Raw genomic sequence first — 15,329 nt, 5'->3', positions numbered from 1 at the left:
GGTTCCGCCCCCTAACTATCTAAAGTCCCCCCTCTGCAACCGGCTGGTTTACTGCGGGCTTCATGACTTGCACGGACCCGCTCCATGACGAACCTCGATTATTCCGATACCCGCCTGCCCGACAGCCACTATCAATTGTTGACCGACACCCTGCCCTCCTGGCTCGGCAATGCCTGCGCCGACAAACGCCAGGCACTTGCCGCCACCCAGCCACAACAGCTGCCGGGCAGTGCCGAACAACGCGCCGCGCTCGCGCGACTGACCGGTGCCCACTGGGATGCACAGAACAGCGTAGATCGGGCATTGCAGCACCTGCAGGACGCCAAGGCGTTCGCCAAGCCGATCCTCGAACAGGCATTGAAAGCCGATTACGGCCTGGACCTGAACGTCGAGACAACCTATTTACGCCTGTATATCCCTGATCGTACCCCCTGGTTCCCGATACGCTCCGGCGCAGCGCGCACCTGGACGGTTTCGCTGCTCGACGCCGCCCTGCATAACTTTGAGCTCAAGGAAACCCTGGCCGACGCCTACGAGCCGGCCTCGACCTTTATCACGCAGCCTTCGGCCAGCGGGCAATTCGACACTTTGCCGCAGATCAAACGTGTGCTATCGATCCAGGCATTCGCCAGCCGGTGCCGTGACCTGGACATGGGTGCCCGCTACGCCCGCTACCTCAACGATGAGCTGGGCATGTCCAACCCGGTTGCCGCTGCGGTATTGCGCCTGAAGGTCGACGCCAGCCAGAAAGCCGCCCTGCATGCAGCCGTGCAACTGGCACGTATCAAGGACGATATCAGCGACGACTATGCTGACTTGATCGAAGGGCTGGTAGCTGGCACGCCCAACCTCAGGCTCAACGGCCAACCGTTGCGCTGTCAGGAGCTGCGCATGATGGACATTGCGCTGACCGGCATTCAACTGTTCTCTCCCGACCTTGAGAGACCGCGCTCGCCGCAACGCCTGGTGGCATACGTTCCAGATGATCCGCAGCACCCGCTCAAGGAATACGCCTCGCCTTTGGCATTCAAACAGGAACTGACCCGGCAACTGCGCGACCGCGATTACCAGACCTTCTTCAGCCGCTTTGTACCCCACGCCCAACGCGGGGTGTTTTTTTCCGGCTTGAGCCAGCGCCTGGCGCGCATCACCTGGCACCCGCCGGTCAGGGGCAGCGGCCAATCGCCCTGGCGCAGCACCCCCATCGAAGACCCCAAGCTACAGTTTGATGCGCAGCCTGTCTGGGGCGATCCCTGGTTGCATCTGTACCGTCGCAAACTCGACAAGATTCTCAACGACGCCCGCACACTGGCCGTCTCCACCGCCAGCGTCGATCGTGAGGCGCGCTGGCGGCTTTGGGACTCTTTCGTCGATGTGGCTTCCTCGATCCTCAACGCCGCACTGATGGTGGTCGCCCCCTTCGTGCCGGGCCTGGGCGAATTGATGCTGGGCTACATGGCTTATCAACTGCTCGATGACGTGTTCGAAGGCGTGATCGACTGGGCTGAAGGCCTGGGCAAGGAAGCCTTCGGTCATCTGATGAGCGTGCTGGAATCCCTGGTGCAGATGGGTGCTTTCGCTGCGGGCACCCAAATTGGCCCGACCGAACTGCGTAAAGTGCTGCCCGAAAACGTCCTCGCGTACATTGACAGCTTCAAACCGGTGAGCCTGGCCAACGGCGCCAAACGCTACTGGAAACCGGACCTGGCGCCCTATGAGTACCCATCATCGTTGCCAACGCGCCTGGGTATCAACGAGCTGGGTCTGCACGAGGTACGCAAGGAAACAATCCTGCCACTGGAAAACAAGCTGTACACCGTGGAAGAAAGTCCGGACAGTGATTTTTACTACATCAAACACCCCAGCCGCCCTGACGCCTATCGCCCGATTGTGCGACACAACGGCGCCGGCGCGTGGCACACCGAACTCGAGCAGCCCTTGCAGTGGGACAAGCACACGTTGCTGCGCAGACTGGGGCACAGCGTGCAGGATTTAAGCGAAGCGGACCGGGAACTGGGCTTGCACATCAGCGGCGTGGATGAGGGTGTCGTGCGCAAAATGCACGTCAACAGCGAGCCTCTATCGCCGCTACTGGACGATACCTTGAGTCGTCTGCGCATCGACCGCAGCATCCAGCGGCTGATCGATCAGCTACGCAGCGACGACCCGGCGGTGTACCACCTGATTGACCCACAAGATACCTTGCAAGTGTTGACCACCCACGGCTCGTGGCCGCCCACCAAAGCCTTGCGCATTGTCAACGACAAGGGGCAAACAGCCTGGGAGTTCGGTGATGAGCGCATGCCAGTGATTCAGGTATTTGAGGCCCAACTGGAGAACGGCGACTTGCTGAAAACCGTCCTGCGTGGGATGAGCAGCGAAGAAATCCGTGCGCCGTTCGGTGAGCGCGCCAGCGATCCCGAACTCAGCCTGGATCGCCGCGCCCATCTGCTACGCCATAAGCTGGCGGACATTGCCGATAGCCAGCGCAGCGCGTTGTTCGACTCGCGTTATGCGACGTTGCAAGCCACCACCGAACCGCTTACCCAGCAATTGCTCACCACCACGCCTGAACTGCCTATAAGCGTTGCGAAAACACTTGTGAGCGAGGCCAGCGGTGCAGAACTTGAAGCACTGCATGAACGAAACACGCCCCCGCGCCTGGCCGAACTGGCACGCACCGCGTTGAATGAAGTACGGATCAACCGCGCCTATGAGGGCCAGCACTTGAATACGCCGCCCTCCCTGGACACCGATCGCCTGGCACTGAACTCCCTGCGCACACTGCCAGGCTGGTCTGGCGAGGTACAGCTAGAGGCTCGTCACCACTCGCAAACCGGACCGAGCTGGCTGCGGATCGGTCCAGATGACGCCCCGATCCAACGCACGTTGGTGCGTACTGAAGCCGGCCGCTACCAGCCCCACAATGAACAGGGTGCCCTCTCCAGCGAGACCGACCTGTACTCAGCCGTTTTAAGTGCCCTACCCGATAAGCAGCGTGACCAGCTCGGCCTTGGCATCCACGACGGCGCACAACTCAAGCAGCGCCTGCGGCAAGCGCCGCTGCCACGCAGTGAACTGCGCACACTACTCACCCCTGATAGCAAGCCGGAAAGTGTCACTGAAGCCCTGCGCCTGCTGGGCAGCGACAACGGCTATCGTGCCCAGGCGCCGGCGCCATTAAGACCTGTGAACTTGCTTCAACGCGCGCACGACCTGTACCCCAGACTTCGCGAACGCCAATTGACTACCCTGGTGAACCACTTGCACTCACAGCCTGGCGGTGCACTCGCGGGCCTTGAGGCGCTGCGCATCGAATACAACCAACTGGAACATGACCTGAATGCCTGGCAACGCGACATTCCGCTTCGGCCCCCCGGAAACGGCGCCCTACTCAGCGCACACCAGCGTCTGTACGAGCAACGCAATCGCAGACTCATTGCCCGCGAACTCAAACGCTGCTGGCGCAGGGAGTTACCCCTCGATGACTACTTCGAAGACCCGGCGCGCGACGGCTACCGAATGAACCTGCGTTACCCTATTCGTGGCGAACTGCCGCGACTGTCCGCCAACTTCGATCACGTATCAATGCTGACGCTGTCAGGCAGCAACCACACGCAAGGAGCCGCCGCGTTCCTGGGCAACTTTTCCCGATTGCGTCACTTGACCGTTGACAGTATTCCCTTGGGCAACCTGCCCCCAGCCGTACTTCAGATGCGCAGCTTGAACACATTGAGCCTGAGTGACTGCGCAATTACCCTGACGCCGCACAGCCAAACCCAGCTCGCCTCGATGACCCAATTGCAAACCCTGGACCTGCATAAAAACCCCTTGGGTCGGGTGCCCACTGTGGAAGCGATGACCGAGCTGAACACACTGGACCTGTCCGAAACCGGCATCGATCGCCTCCCTCCCGGTTTGCTCACCCGCAACGACCTTAGCGCAGCCTTTCTCAGCGGCAACCAGATCGGAGAATTACCGGAAGCACTGTTCGATCTTCCGTCACATACCAGCGCTGCCTTCGACCTATCTGACAACCCACTGTCATCGGCCACCCTCGAGCGCGTTAAAGCCTATTACCAGCAGCATGGCACCTACTGGGAGGCCGATGCTCCGGCAGTGGATGTGCGCGATGCAAAAATGCTGTATCCCTCACTGGACACCGACCAGATCAACCAGTTTATCTACAGCCTCCCAGGCGACCTGGAAGCGGGTAGGCGCGAGCTGGCAAGGTTGGCCGGTGAATTGGATACGCTAAAGTCCGAGCTCAACCACTGGACGCAACAGCCGCAGTTGCAGCCATCGGAAGCCACCCGGCGAAGCGAGCTCAGCACATTACTTGAGCAAAGCTGGCGCAGGGAAACACCCCAGGACACTCAATTCGTCCATTTGCTGGAAATCCCCGCGACGCTCGCAGGCGAGCTGCCCACGCTGAGCGCGCACTTCAAGCATGTTGGCTCACTGACCATCAAAGGCAATGGTAGCCCGATGGGGTCGACCGCCTTTATCGACAGCTTCCCGGCCCTAAGTATCCTGGACATCAACAACGTGAGGCTCGGCGACATCCCTGCCCAAGTGCTCAACCGGCAGGCACTATCCATTCTGGGGCTGCCACGCTGCTCAATAGAACTCAGCCCTACCAGCGTAGCGGGGTTGCAAGGCATGACCAGCCTCGAATATTTATACCTGGACCACAACCCGCTGGGCCGTACTCCGGATTTCAGTCACCTGCCCAATCTGAGCACAATCTCGCTGAAAGACACCGGATTGACACAGGTACCCCCTAGCCTGCTGGGCGGCCCGCCACGCCAGTCGGTCAACTTGAGCAAAAACGCCATTGAGCAACTGCCCGAGGCACTTTTTTCCATGCCGGCCTCAACCACCAGTGGCCTGGTCCTTTCCGCAAACCCCTTGACACCCCAAACCCTGGAGTCGATCAAACGCTACTGCCAGCGCACCGGGGAGAGTTTCGCCGCCCAGGCATCCGAATCACAACGCATGCGCACGCAGCGGCTATACCCCTCGTTTCTGGATAACGAGGCAGACCGTTTCATCTTCCGCCTGCCCGGCGACATGGCGGCAATCGAACCGACGTTGACGCGCCTGGAAGCTGAATACGAGCGACTGAACAACGACCTGCAGGTGTGGGTGCAGGCTGTACCGGATCGGCACCCCATCCTGGATGTGCCTATTGACGAACAAACCCGCGCTCAGGACCAACTGAGGCGGCGCAACTTCAAGACACTGCTGGAGCAGGCGTGGCGACGAGAAGCCCCCGAGGATGAAGAAAGCCTGGACGATGAGCTGACCCACCAGGTCTTACTCGACACACCAGTGTTGGGCGACTTGCCGGAATTGAACGCCAACTTCGACCACGTGACCTCGTTCCAACTGGACGGCAACGGCACCACGACTGGTGTCGACGGTACGTTGCGCAGCTTCAGCCATTTGCAAACCCTCAAACTGAGCAAGTGCTCCCTGGGCACCCTGCCTGAGGCGATCCAGCACATGCCCAAACTGTCCACATTGGATATAACGGAATGCGTAATCCGGCTGACACCCGAAACCCGAGGCGTGCTGACGGGGTTGACCGAACTTGAGTTTGTTAATTTGAGCAACAACCCCCTGGGTCACGCCCCTGACGTCGGCTCACTGAACCAACTGGTTGCGCTGTATCTGAGCAACGCGGCACTGAGCGAAGTTCCAGAGGGCGTATTTGGCCTGGATCAACTGCAAACGCTGGACCTGAGCAATAACGCGATCCGGGAGATACCGCAGGACTTGCTGGAGACGTCAGCAACCTTCAATGGCGACAGCGACTTGAGCGGCAACCCACTGTCGGCGCAAAGTATGGAGCGCTTGCGTCAGTACTACCAACGCACAGGTGTGGACTTCCAGGTCGCGGCCGCCACCGTGGACTCCCAAGGCACGCCGCTGGTGGCAGCTCTGCCAGTGCCAGAAGAAGACTAACTGTTGAATCAGCCGCGCTCTGAGGGCACCGACGACAACTCGAAGGGGCTGCTGCTGCGCCGCTGGTTGCGGTCTTCGCGCGGCGTGGCGCCAAAGAAATTGCGGTAAGCGCTGGAGAAATGCGGCCCCGAGGAGAAGCCGCACGACAGGCCGATCTGGATGATCGACTTGCTGGTTTGCATCAACATCTGGCGCGCCTTGTTCAGGCGCAGTTCCAGGTAGTACTGGCTGGGGACGCGATTGAGGTATTGCTTGAAGATCCGTTCCAGTTGTCGTCGCGACACGCACACGTGCTGGGCGATCTCGTCGGTGGTCAGTGGCTCTTCGATATTGGCTTCCATCAACAGCACCGCCTGGGTCAGCTTGGGATGGCTGGAGCCCAGGCGGTTTTGCAGTGGAATACGTTGGCGCTCACCGCCTTCGCGGATGCGCTCCACCACCAATTCCTCGGACACAGCACCGGCCAACTCCGCGCCGTGATCGCGGGCCAGCACCGCCAGCAGCAGGTCGAGTACCGACATGCCGCCACAAGCGGTCAGGCGATCACGGTCCCAGTCGAACAAATGGCTGGTGGCGATGACCTTGGGGAAGCGCTCGGCAAAGTCATCCTGCCAGCGCCAATGCACGGCAGCACGATAACCATCCAACAGACCAAGCTGGGCCAACGGGTACACACCCGCCGATAACCCACCGATCACGCACCCGGCCCGAACCAGCTGCTTGAGCGCAGTGCTGAGCTGCGACGCAATGACGGTAGGCGGTTCATCCGCCAGCAGGAACAGTTTCTGAAAGCCTTCCAACTTGCCGGCCCACGGCTCGCCCGGCAACTGCCAGGCCCCCTCGGTTTGCGGCTCGGCCTGCAGAAAAGACAACTCGTAGACCACATCCGGATGCACCCGCTGAGCAACGCGCAAGGCCTCCTCAGCCAGCGCAAGCGTGAGTGCTTTTGTGCTGGGCCAAATCAGGAAACCAATTTTGTGGGCGGTCATGGAGTGCTATCCGGAGCGAAAACAGTGAAAGAAGCCGTGGGCCAATGCTAGCCCGTAATCAACTACAAATCCCAAAACAAACAGAGATCAAAAGTGGGAGCTGGCTTGCCTGCGATGACGGTGGGTCAGTTAACACATCATTGACTGATGCATCGCTATCGCAGGCAAGCCAGCTCCCACAAGAGATCGGGGCTAACCTCAAGACTGCGGAGCATGCACTATCCCGGTGCACAAAAGCAGCCTTGATTATTTCAAACTGCCAGAGAGGAACTGCTGCAACCGTTCGGACTGCGGGTTCACCAGCACTTCCCGCGGATTACCACGCTCTTCAACAATGCCTTTGTGCAAAAACACCAACTGGTTCGACACTTCACGGGCAAAGCCCATTTCGTGGGTCACCACTACCATGGTGCGGCCTTCCTGGGCCAGGTCCTGCATGACCTTGAGCACTTCGCCCACCAGCTCCGGATCCAGCGCCGAAGTAGGCTCATCGAACAGCATCACCTCGGGTTCCATCGCCAAGGCACGGGCAATCGCCACACGCTGCTGCTCGCCACCGGACATGTGGCCGGGGAACGCATCCTTACGATGGCCCACGCCGACCTTGGCCAGGTAATGCTCGGCCTTTTCACGGGCCTCTTTCTTCGACATGCCCAGCACGTGCACCGGGGCTTCCATCACGTTTTCAAGCGCGGTCATATGCGACCACAGGTTGAAATGCTGGAACACCATGGACAGGCGTGAACGCATACGTTGCAGTTGCTTGGGGTCGGCAGCCTTCATGGCGCCATCCTTGTTGGCCACCAGTTTCAGCTCTTCGTTATTGAGCAGAATCTTGCCGGCGTGGGGCTGCTCCAGCAGGTTGATGCAGCGCAAAAAGGTACTTTTGCCCGAACCGCTGGAACCGATGATGCTGATCACATCACCGGCCGCTGCGGCCAAGGACACACCTTTGAGCACTTCATGACTGCCATAGCGTTTATGCAGGTCTTGGACTTCAAGCTTGTACATGCGGTCGGTTCTCACAAAAACAGGTGGTCAGTCGTTGAGCAAGCGCCCGTGACGCAGCGCTTCGCGCCCCGCCACCTTGGCCAGCCAGAAACCCGCTTGGGCATAACGTAGCCGTTCAACGGCAAACAACACCCCCGAGGTGCCCGCAAAAATGGTACTTACGCGGTCGGTCAGGGGGTCAATCACTTCAAAAATCTCGTCGCCGGTTTCTACCCAGTCGCCAGCTTTACGCAGGTAACTGATCACACCGGCATGGGGGGCGAACAGCAACTCGGTGCCTTCGAAGGGCATGCCTTCACAAGGCTCATGTTGCGGTGCGGGCCATTGGCCCCTGATCAAGCCCTGTTCGGCGAGGAATGCCAGAATGCCTTCGGCGTGGAAGATCGCTTCATCACGGCCGGTGTCGGCCTGGCCGCCCAACTCCAACGTTGTCGCCAGACAGGCCAACGGAATCCGGGCCTCGGGGAACAGGCGCGATAAACGCAGCCACGGCAACGAGCACGCCTCGTCAAACGAACTGCCGCCGGAATCTTCCGCCAGCAGGCCGACCTTCACATTCAAATGCGCTGACAGCGACCGCCACTGCGGCCAGTGCTGCGGCAGCGCATACATGTGCAGCGCGGCTTCGGCATCGCAATGCAGGTCCAGCACCACATCGGCGGTGCAGGCATGGCTCAGCAGAATGCGCTGCATGCCTTGCAACTGGCTGCTCGGCTCGGGCAAGGCGGTGAGCGTATCGCTCATGGCCTGGCGAATCATGCGCACATTGGCGTGCGGGTCATCGCTCAGTTTGTCTTGCAGCAACGCAGCGACCGGCTCGCTCAACTCAACGAAGTCGCGATTGAAATTCTTGCCGCTGCCCACTTCGAAACGCCCCTGATGGCTGCCTTGCAACAGCTGGCCAAGGCCCATCGGGTTGGCCACCGGCACCAGCTCGATCACGCCGTTGAGGGCGCCCTGCTGTTCCAGCTCGGTGAGGCGTTTTTTCAGTTCCCATGCGGCACGCATACCCGGCAACTCATCAGCGTGCAGGCTGGCCTGGATATAGGCCTTGCGCTCGCCGCTGCCGAAGCGGAACACGCTCAGTTGGCGCTCGCAGCCCAGGTGCCCCCAGGGCAGCAGATGATCGATACGTTCCATATCAGTGCTTCCGTGGAGCCAGATAGCTCAGCCAGCGGCGCTCGGCCAACTTGAACAGGCGCACCAGAATGAAGGTCAGGCACAGGTAGAACACGCCGGCGGTGATGTAGGCTTCGAACGGCAGGTAATACTGGGCATTGACCGTACGCGCGGCACCGGTGATGTCGATCAGCGTGACGATGGACGCCAGGCTGGTGGTCTGCAGCATCATGATCACTTCATTGCTGTACTGCGGCAGTGCGCGGCGCAGGGCCGATGGCAACAGGATGCGGCGGTACAGCTTGTAGCGCGACATACCCATGGCCTTGGCCGCTTCGATCTCACCGTTAGGCGTGGCCTTGAGGCTACCGGCGATAATCTCGGCGGTGTAGGCGCTGGTGTTGATCGCAAAGGCCAGGCAGGCGCAGAAGGTCGCGCTGGACAGCAGTGGCCACAGGAAGCTCTCGCGTACTGTTTCGAACTGCGCCAGGCCGTAGTAGATCAAAAACAGCTGCACCAGCATCGGCGTGCCGCGGATCACGTAGGTGTAGAGCCAGGCCACGCCGTTGACGATTGGCTGCTTGGACACGCGCATCAAGCCCAGGGGCAAGGCCGCGAGCAGGCCGAAGAACAGCGAAATGGCAAGCAGTTTCAGGGTGGTCAGCAGGCCGCCAAGGTACAGCGGCATGGCCTCCCAGATGACGTTGTAGTCGAAGATCATAGATCAGCCGCCCTTACGCCTACCGAGTAGCGCTTCTCAAGATGACGCAAGGCCAGCAACGACACACTGGTGATCACCAGGTACATCGCCGCCACTGCGAGGAAGAAGGTAAAAGGTTCGCGGGTGGCATCGGCCGCCTGCTTGGCCTTGAACATCATGTCTTGCAAACCCACCACCGAAATCAGCGCGGTGGCCTTGGTCAATACCAGCCAGTTGTTGGTAAACCCGGGGATCGCCAGCCGAATCATCTGCGGCACCATCACCCGGAAAAACACCTGGAAGCTGCTCATGCCATACGCCAGGCCGGCTTCAGCCTGGCCCTTGGGAATGGCCATGAAGGCGCCACGGAAAGTTTCCGAAAGGTAGGCGCCAAAGATGAAACCCAGGGTGCCGATACCGGCGGCCAAGGGGTTCAAGTCGATATAGTCGTCAAAGCCCAATAGCGGCGCGACGCGGTTGAGCAAGTCCTGGCCGCCATAGAAAATCAGCAGGATCAGCACCAGGTCGGGGATCCCGCGGATCACCGTGGAGTACAAGTCACCCAGCCAAGCCAACCAGCGCACCGGCGACAGGCGTAACGCGACCCCGATCAGACCCAGAACAATGGCCAAGGCCATGGACGACAAGGCGAGCTGAAGCGTCAACCATGCGCCATCGAGGATAACGGCCCCGTAGCCTTTCAACATGATTCAGGTCCTCGAAAAGGGGGATGAAAAAATGGCGCAAACTTCAGAATGACTGGTGCTTGCGCCATTTCGGACAGACAGCTGCGACTATTTACTTGGCATCAGCGCCGTAGATATCGAAGTCGAAGTATTTGTCTTGGATTTTCTTGTATTCGCCGTTGGCACGAATCGCGGTAATCGCTGCGTTGATGCGCTCAAGGTTTTCCTTGTCGCCTTTGCGCACTGCGATACCAATGCCGTCGCCAAAGTATTTGGCTTCGGTGAACGACGGGCCTACAAAAGCGTAGCCTTTGCCGGCGTCGGTTTTCAGGAAGCCGTCCTGCAGCAGGGTAGCGTCAGCCACGGTACCGTCGAGACGACCGGCGGCCACGTCCAGGTAGATTTCGTTCTGGGTGCTGTAACCCTTGATATCCGCACCTTTTGGCGCCAGGACTTCACGGGCGAAACGGTCGTGGATCGAACCGCGCTGCACACCGATCTTCTTGCCCTTCAATTCATCCAGGCTGTCACTGACGGTGGTGCCTTCCTTCATCACCAGGCGCGCTGGGGACAGGTAGTAGCGAGTGGTGAAGTCCACGGACTTCTTGCGGTCTTCGGTGATGGACATGGACGACAGGATCGCGTCGATCTTGCGCACTTTCAGTGCAGGGATCAGGCCGTCGAACTCTTGCTCGACCCAAGTGCACTTGACGTCCATCTGCTTGCACAGCGCATTGCCGATGTCGTAGTCAAACCCGACGATGCTGCCGTCCGGTGCCTTCGAAGCAAACGGAGGGTAAGCCGCTTCGATACCAATTTTCAGTGGCTTGCCTTCGGCGAAAGCCTGCATGGACAGCACGGACAGCGCCAGGGCGCCCAACAGCACGAGTTTCTTCATCTTGGGACTCCATCGGTATAGGGCAAAAACAGCAGTATGAGCCATGGCCCACGATGCGCGAAGGTGTAACCGAATAGCGGGGCTGCGTCCTGCGCGGGCGACACCTGCGACGACGAGCGAGTGATCGGCATTCTAACGACAGGCCGGAAGCCGATATTTCCTCAATGCGACAACAATTTACAGAAGCACTGAGAAAGCGGTTCCAGCTCATTGACAGCCTCTGAGATTTATGCAGAGACAAAAGATATTAAACCTGATGATGCTGCAAATTGCGGGCCTATTATTCGCAAACCCTTCTAGCACGGCAAGTGTGGCGTTTAATCTAATTTATCAGGGGGTCTAAAACGCGGTTTTCAGGGGCGCAAGCGTGGTCCATCGCCTCAGGTTTTGATGCGGGGTTACACATTTGCACCAGCCGGTAACATTCTGAAACGTCCCACAGGAAAAACCGATATTTATTGGCTTGGTGGTTGAAATGCGCTCCAAATGTCAGAGGGGGCTTGCTCCCGATAGCGGCGGGTCAGCCAGTATATTTGGCACAGACCTGATGCTATCGGGAGCAAGCCCCCTCCCACACTGGATATCTGGTGATTGTTAGATCCCGCAGAAAAGCCTCACCCGGCTTAAACCGGATGGGGCTTTATTTGACTATCCGCGCTTACGCGACGTTCATGGTCTTGTGCGTCTCAATCAAATGCGCCACCACACTTGGATCCGCCAGGGTGGAAATATCCCCCAGCCCATCGTATTCAGCCGTAGCGATCTTGCGCAAAATGCGGCGCATGATTTTCCCCGACCGTGTCTTCGGCAGCCCCGGCGCCCACTGGATCACATCCGGTGAAGCAATCGGGCCGATTTCCTTGCGCACCCAGTTTTTCAGCTCCAGGCGCAGCGCTTCGTTGGGCTCTTCGCCATTCTTGAGCGTGACATACACATAGATGCCCTGCCCCTTGATGTCGTGCGGCACACCCACCACCGCGGCTTCGGCGACTTTCGGGTGGGCAACCATGGCGCTTTCAATCTCGGCAGTGCCCATGCGGTGGCCGGACACGTTCAACACATCATCCACACGACCGGTGATCCACCAGTAGCCATCTTCATCGCGACGGGCGCCATCGCCAGTGAAGTACATGCCGCGGAAGGTCTTGAAATAGGTATCGACAAAACGGTCATGGTCGCCGTACAGGGTACGGGCCTGGCCAGGCCACGAATCGAGGATCACCAGATTGCCCTCGGCAGCGCCTTCAATAATGTTACCGAGGTTGTCCACCAGCGCCGGCACTACACCAAAGAAAGGCCGCGCGGCCGAGCCTGGCTTGAGCGCGTGGGCGCCCGGCAATGGGCTCATCAGGGTCGCGCCGGTTTCAGTCTGCCACCAGGTATCGACAATCGGGCAACGGGATTGGCCGACATTCTTGTAGTACCAGTCCCAGGCTTCCGGGTTGATCGGCTCGCCCACCGAACCGAGCAGGCGCAGGCTGCTGCCGTCGGCGCCTTCGCACGCGGCAGTGCCGGAGGCCATCATGGCGCGGATCGCAGTGGGTGCGGTGTAGAGGATGTTGACCTTGTGCTTGTCGACGATCTTCGCCACCCGGGTGATGTCCGGGTAGTTCGGCACGCCTTCGAACAGCAGCGTAGTCGCGCCATTGGCCAACGGGCCGTAGACGATATAGGTGTGGCCGGTGACCCAGCCGACATCTGCGGTGCACCAGTAGATTTCGCCGGGACGGTAGTCGAATACTCGCTCGTGGGTCAGGGCGGCATACAGCAAGTAGCCGCCGGTGGTGTGCTGCACGCCTTTAGGCTTGCCGGTAGAGCCGGAGGTATAGAGGATAAACAGCGCTTCTTCGGCGCCCATCTCTTTGGGCGCACACACGGTGCCCGCCACCTTCATCAAGTCTTCGTACCAGATGTCGCGATGCTGGTTCCACTTGATCGCGCCATTGGTGCGCTTGCACACAATAACCTTCTGGATGCTGCTGGTTTCCGGGTTGGTCAGCGCATCGTCGACGTTAGCCTTAAGCGGAATCTTCTTACCGGCGCGGATGCCTTCGTCAGCGGTGATCACCACTTTCGACTTACAGTCGATAATGCGACCGGCCAGGGCTTCCGGGGAAAAACCGCCGAACACCACCGAATGGATCGCACCGATGCGGGTACAGGCCAGCATGGCGACCACGGCTTCGGGAATCATCGGCATATAGATAGTCACCACGTCACCGCGGTGCACATCCTGGCCACGCAAGGCGTTGGCGAACTTGCAGACTTCTTCATGCAGTTCGCGGTAGGTGATATTGCGGCTCTCGGCAGGGTCATCGCCCTCCCAGATGATCGCGATCTGGTCACCACGTTCGGCAAGGTGACGGTCCAGGCAGTTGTAGGAAACGTTCAAGGTGCCATCGGCAAACCATTTGATGTCGACATGGTGGTCGTCGAAAGAGGTCTGCTTCACCGCGGTGAAAGGCTTGACCCAGTCAAGGCGCTTGGCTTGCTCACGCCAGAAGCCATCGGGGTTGACCACCGACTGCTGGTACATGGCCTTGTAGGTTGCCTCGTCGGTCAGCGTGTTGGCTGCTACTTCGGGGCGAACAGGGTACAGGGAAGCCGCACTCATCTTTCTTACCTCGGTGACATAGTTGTTGTTGTATGGCCCCTGTTGTAGCCGGGGTGGGCCTATAGAACCATTCGACGATGGTAGTAACAAGACCCTACAAATTGCCCTGCTATGCCTGCTTGCTGCTCTGGCCCGCGGCCTGCGGTGCGTTGCGGGTAACTGAAAAAACGTAGATCGACCGATTGTTACAAAAACCGCCAAAGGTGTTTATCAAAAGCACGGGTATATGAATATAACGCGCAGGCTTAGAATCACTTCCGCCAACCAAGGCACTGTGATTAACACCGTAACAGCCCCCACGAAGGCACGTTAATCCGAACTTCCCAACTTTTAAGTTACACACGCGGCCTCACAAGGGCCCCGTGACCCCTTTCGCCCTGAAGAAGGTAATGAAGAAATGAAAGCTCTATTAGTTATGGCCCTCAGCAGCTTGTGCGCCACCGCCGCCCTGGCCGACGAAGCCCCGACTGAGCTGGCCGGCCAGAATGCACCGATCGTTGAGGACTACACCTATAGCACTCACTTGGATGTGGCTAAAGTATTGTCCATGAGCAGTATTCCGGAAGTCTGTGAAGTTGTTCCGGTAAAGATGGAATATGAAGACTCCCAAGGTCAACGACACATCCTCAACTATCAAGTGATGGGCAATGGTTGCTCTAACGGATAACAACTTGGTTATTTAGATTCAACCCGGATCTTGGTCGCCGCAAGAAATCAATCTTGCGGCCAAGAACCCACCTCGAATACACCGCAAATCAAATGTGGGAGCTGGCTTGCCTGCGATCGCGGTTTCAGCCACGACGTCCCATACAGCCCTTCTCACCTGCTCCCTCCCCTCCCCATAAAATTTCTCCCAACACCCGCCAGAAATTTCCATCCCCAGCAAAGCCTTGCAAATACTCGCTCTGGCCGAAAACCACGTCATTTTGGCGCGCTCAAGTGACCATCCGCCGCAACACAAACCCAAATTTTTCCCTATAATGCGCGGGTAAATCGGGCCTGCAATATCCCTTTACACTGGGACGAAGAGCCAGACCTGAGGCATCCCGCGCGAGCTTGCACCTACCGCTGCGCACCTCAAGCCTCACGCAGAGCACCCGTAGCCCTATTCCGTTTAATGCGTGCGCTAGCTGCAACAAACGATTCCTTAAGATCCACCGCGGCCATTGGGCCGTGTGAACACCCAACCATCCGGTTTCACACGGGCACCTTTGAGCCCTCACGCAGGAGACGACACGTCATGCTGAGCTGGGACGAATTCGACAAAGAAGAAGAAGGCGAAGTAGCCACCAAAGGCGCCAACGCCGGCCACGCCACCGAAGCCAACATGGACCGCCTCGAC

The 15,329-nt window shown here is 59.0% G+C and carries 9 protein-coding genes; 2 read left to right on the top strand and 7 right to left on the bottom strand.

The features are described from left to right. The first annotated feature begins 84 nt into the window (after window positions 1-84). Window positions 85-5,970, top strand: coding sequence for a DUF6543 domain-containing protein (locus tag E4P00_RS15430; protein WP_248131954.1), 5,886 nt, complete (start codon window positions 85-87; stop codon window positions 5,968-5,970). 8 nt (window positions 5,971-5,978) lie between these two features. Here the strand turns inward: E4P00_RS15430 and E4P00_RS15425 are convergent, their stop codons facing one another. From E4P00_RS15425 to acs, 7 genes are all read right to left on the bottom strand, one after another. After that, on the bottom strand, window positions 5,979-6,959 hold the full coding sequence (locus E4P00_RS15425) for a GlxA family transcriptional regulator (protein WP_005790635.1): 981 nt from the start codon (window positions 6,957-6,959) through the stop codon (window positions 5,979-5,981). 246 nt (window positions 6,960-7,205) lie between these two features. Further along, window positions 7,206-7,970 (bottom strand): ATP-binding cassette domain-containing protein, encoded by a 765-nt coding sequence (locus E4P00_RS15420; protein ID WP_005790637.1) that lies wholly within the window; start codon window positions 7,968-7,970, stop codon window positions 7,206-7,208. Window positions 7,971-7,997: 27 nt separating this feature from the next. Further along, window positions 7,998-9,110, bottom strand: a complete 1,113-nt coding sequence (locus tag E4P00_RS15415) for a succinylglutamate desuccinylase/aspartoacylase family protein (protein WP_248131952.1) — start codon at window positions 9,108-9,110, stop codon at window positions 7,998-8,000. A gap of 1 nt (window position 9,111) precedes the next feature. After that, a complete protein-coding gene (locus E4P00_RS15410; protein ID WP_103734779.1) occupies window positions 9,112-9,810 on the bottom strand; it encodes an ABC transporter permease in 699 nt (232 codons plus the stop codon). After that, on the bottom strand, window positions 9,807-10,496 hold the full coding sequence (locus E4P00_RS15405; RefSeq protein ID WP_032879821.1) for an ABC transporter permease: 690 nt from the start codon (window positions 10,494-10,496) through the stop codon (window positions 9,807-9,809). Before E4P00_RS15405 ends, E4P00_RS15410 begins: the two co-directional genes overlap by 4 nt. A gap of 91 nt (window positions 10,497-10,587) precedes the next feature. Beyond that, the gene (locus tag E4P00_RS15400) at window positions 10,588-11,373 is read right to left on the bottom strand and encodes an ABC transporter substrate-binding protein (RefSeq protein WP_032879819.1); all 786 of its coding nucleotides are present in this window, start codon (window positions 11,371-11,373) and stop codon (window positions 10,588-10,590) included. A 658-nt stretch (window positions 11,374-12,031) separates the two neighbouring features. Further along, window positions 12,032-13,987 carry an acetate--CoA ligase gene (gene acs / locus E4P00_RS15395; protein ID WP_005790645.1) on the bottom strand — a complete coding sequence of 652 codons (1,956 nt, stop codon included), beginning with the start codon at window positions 13,985-13,987 and terminating at the stop codon, window positions 12,032-12,034. Between the two features lie 397 nt (window positions 13,988-14,384). Between acs and E4P00_RS15390 the strand changes: the two genes are divergently transcribed. Beyond that, window positions 14,385-14,654 (top strand): DUF2790 domain-containing protein, encoded by a 270-nt coding sequence (locus E4P00_RS15390; protein ID WP_014719601.1) that lies wholly within the window; start codon window positions 14,385-14,387, stop codon window positions 14,652-14,654. Window positions 14,655-15,329: the final 675 nt, after the last annotated feature.

The sequence above is a fragment of the Pseudomonas sp. B329 genome (assembly GCF_023127835.1).
Classification (GTDB): domain Bacteria; phylum Pseudomonadota; class Gammaproteobacteria; order Pseudomonadales; family Pseudomonadaceae; genus Aquipseudomonas; species Aquipseudomonas synxantha_A.
The sequence above is the reverse complement of the archived record's forward strand: the minus strand, read 5'-3'. Positions and strand labels throughout refer to the sequence as shown.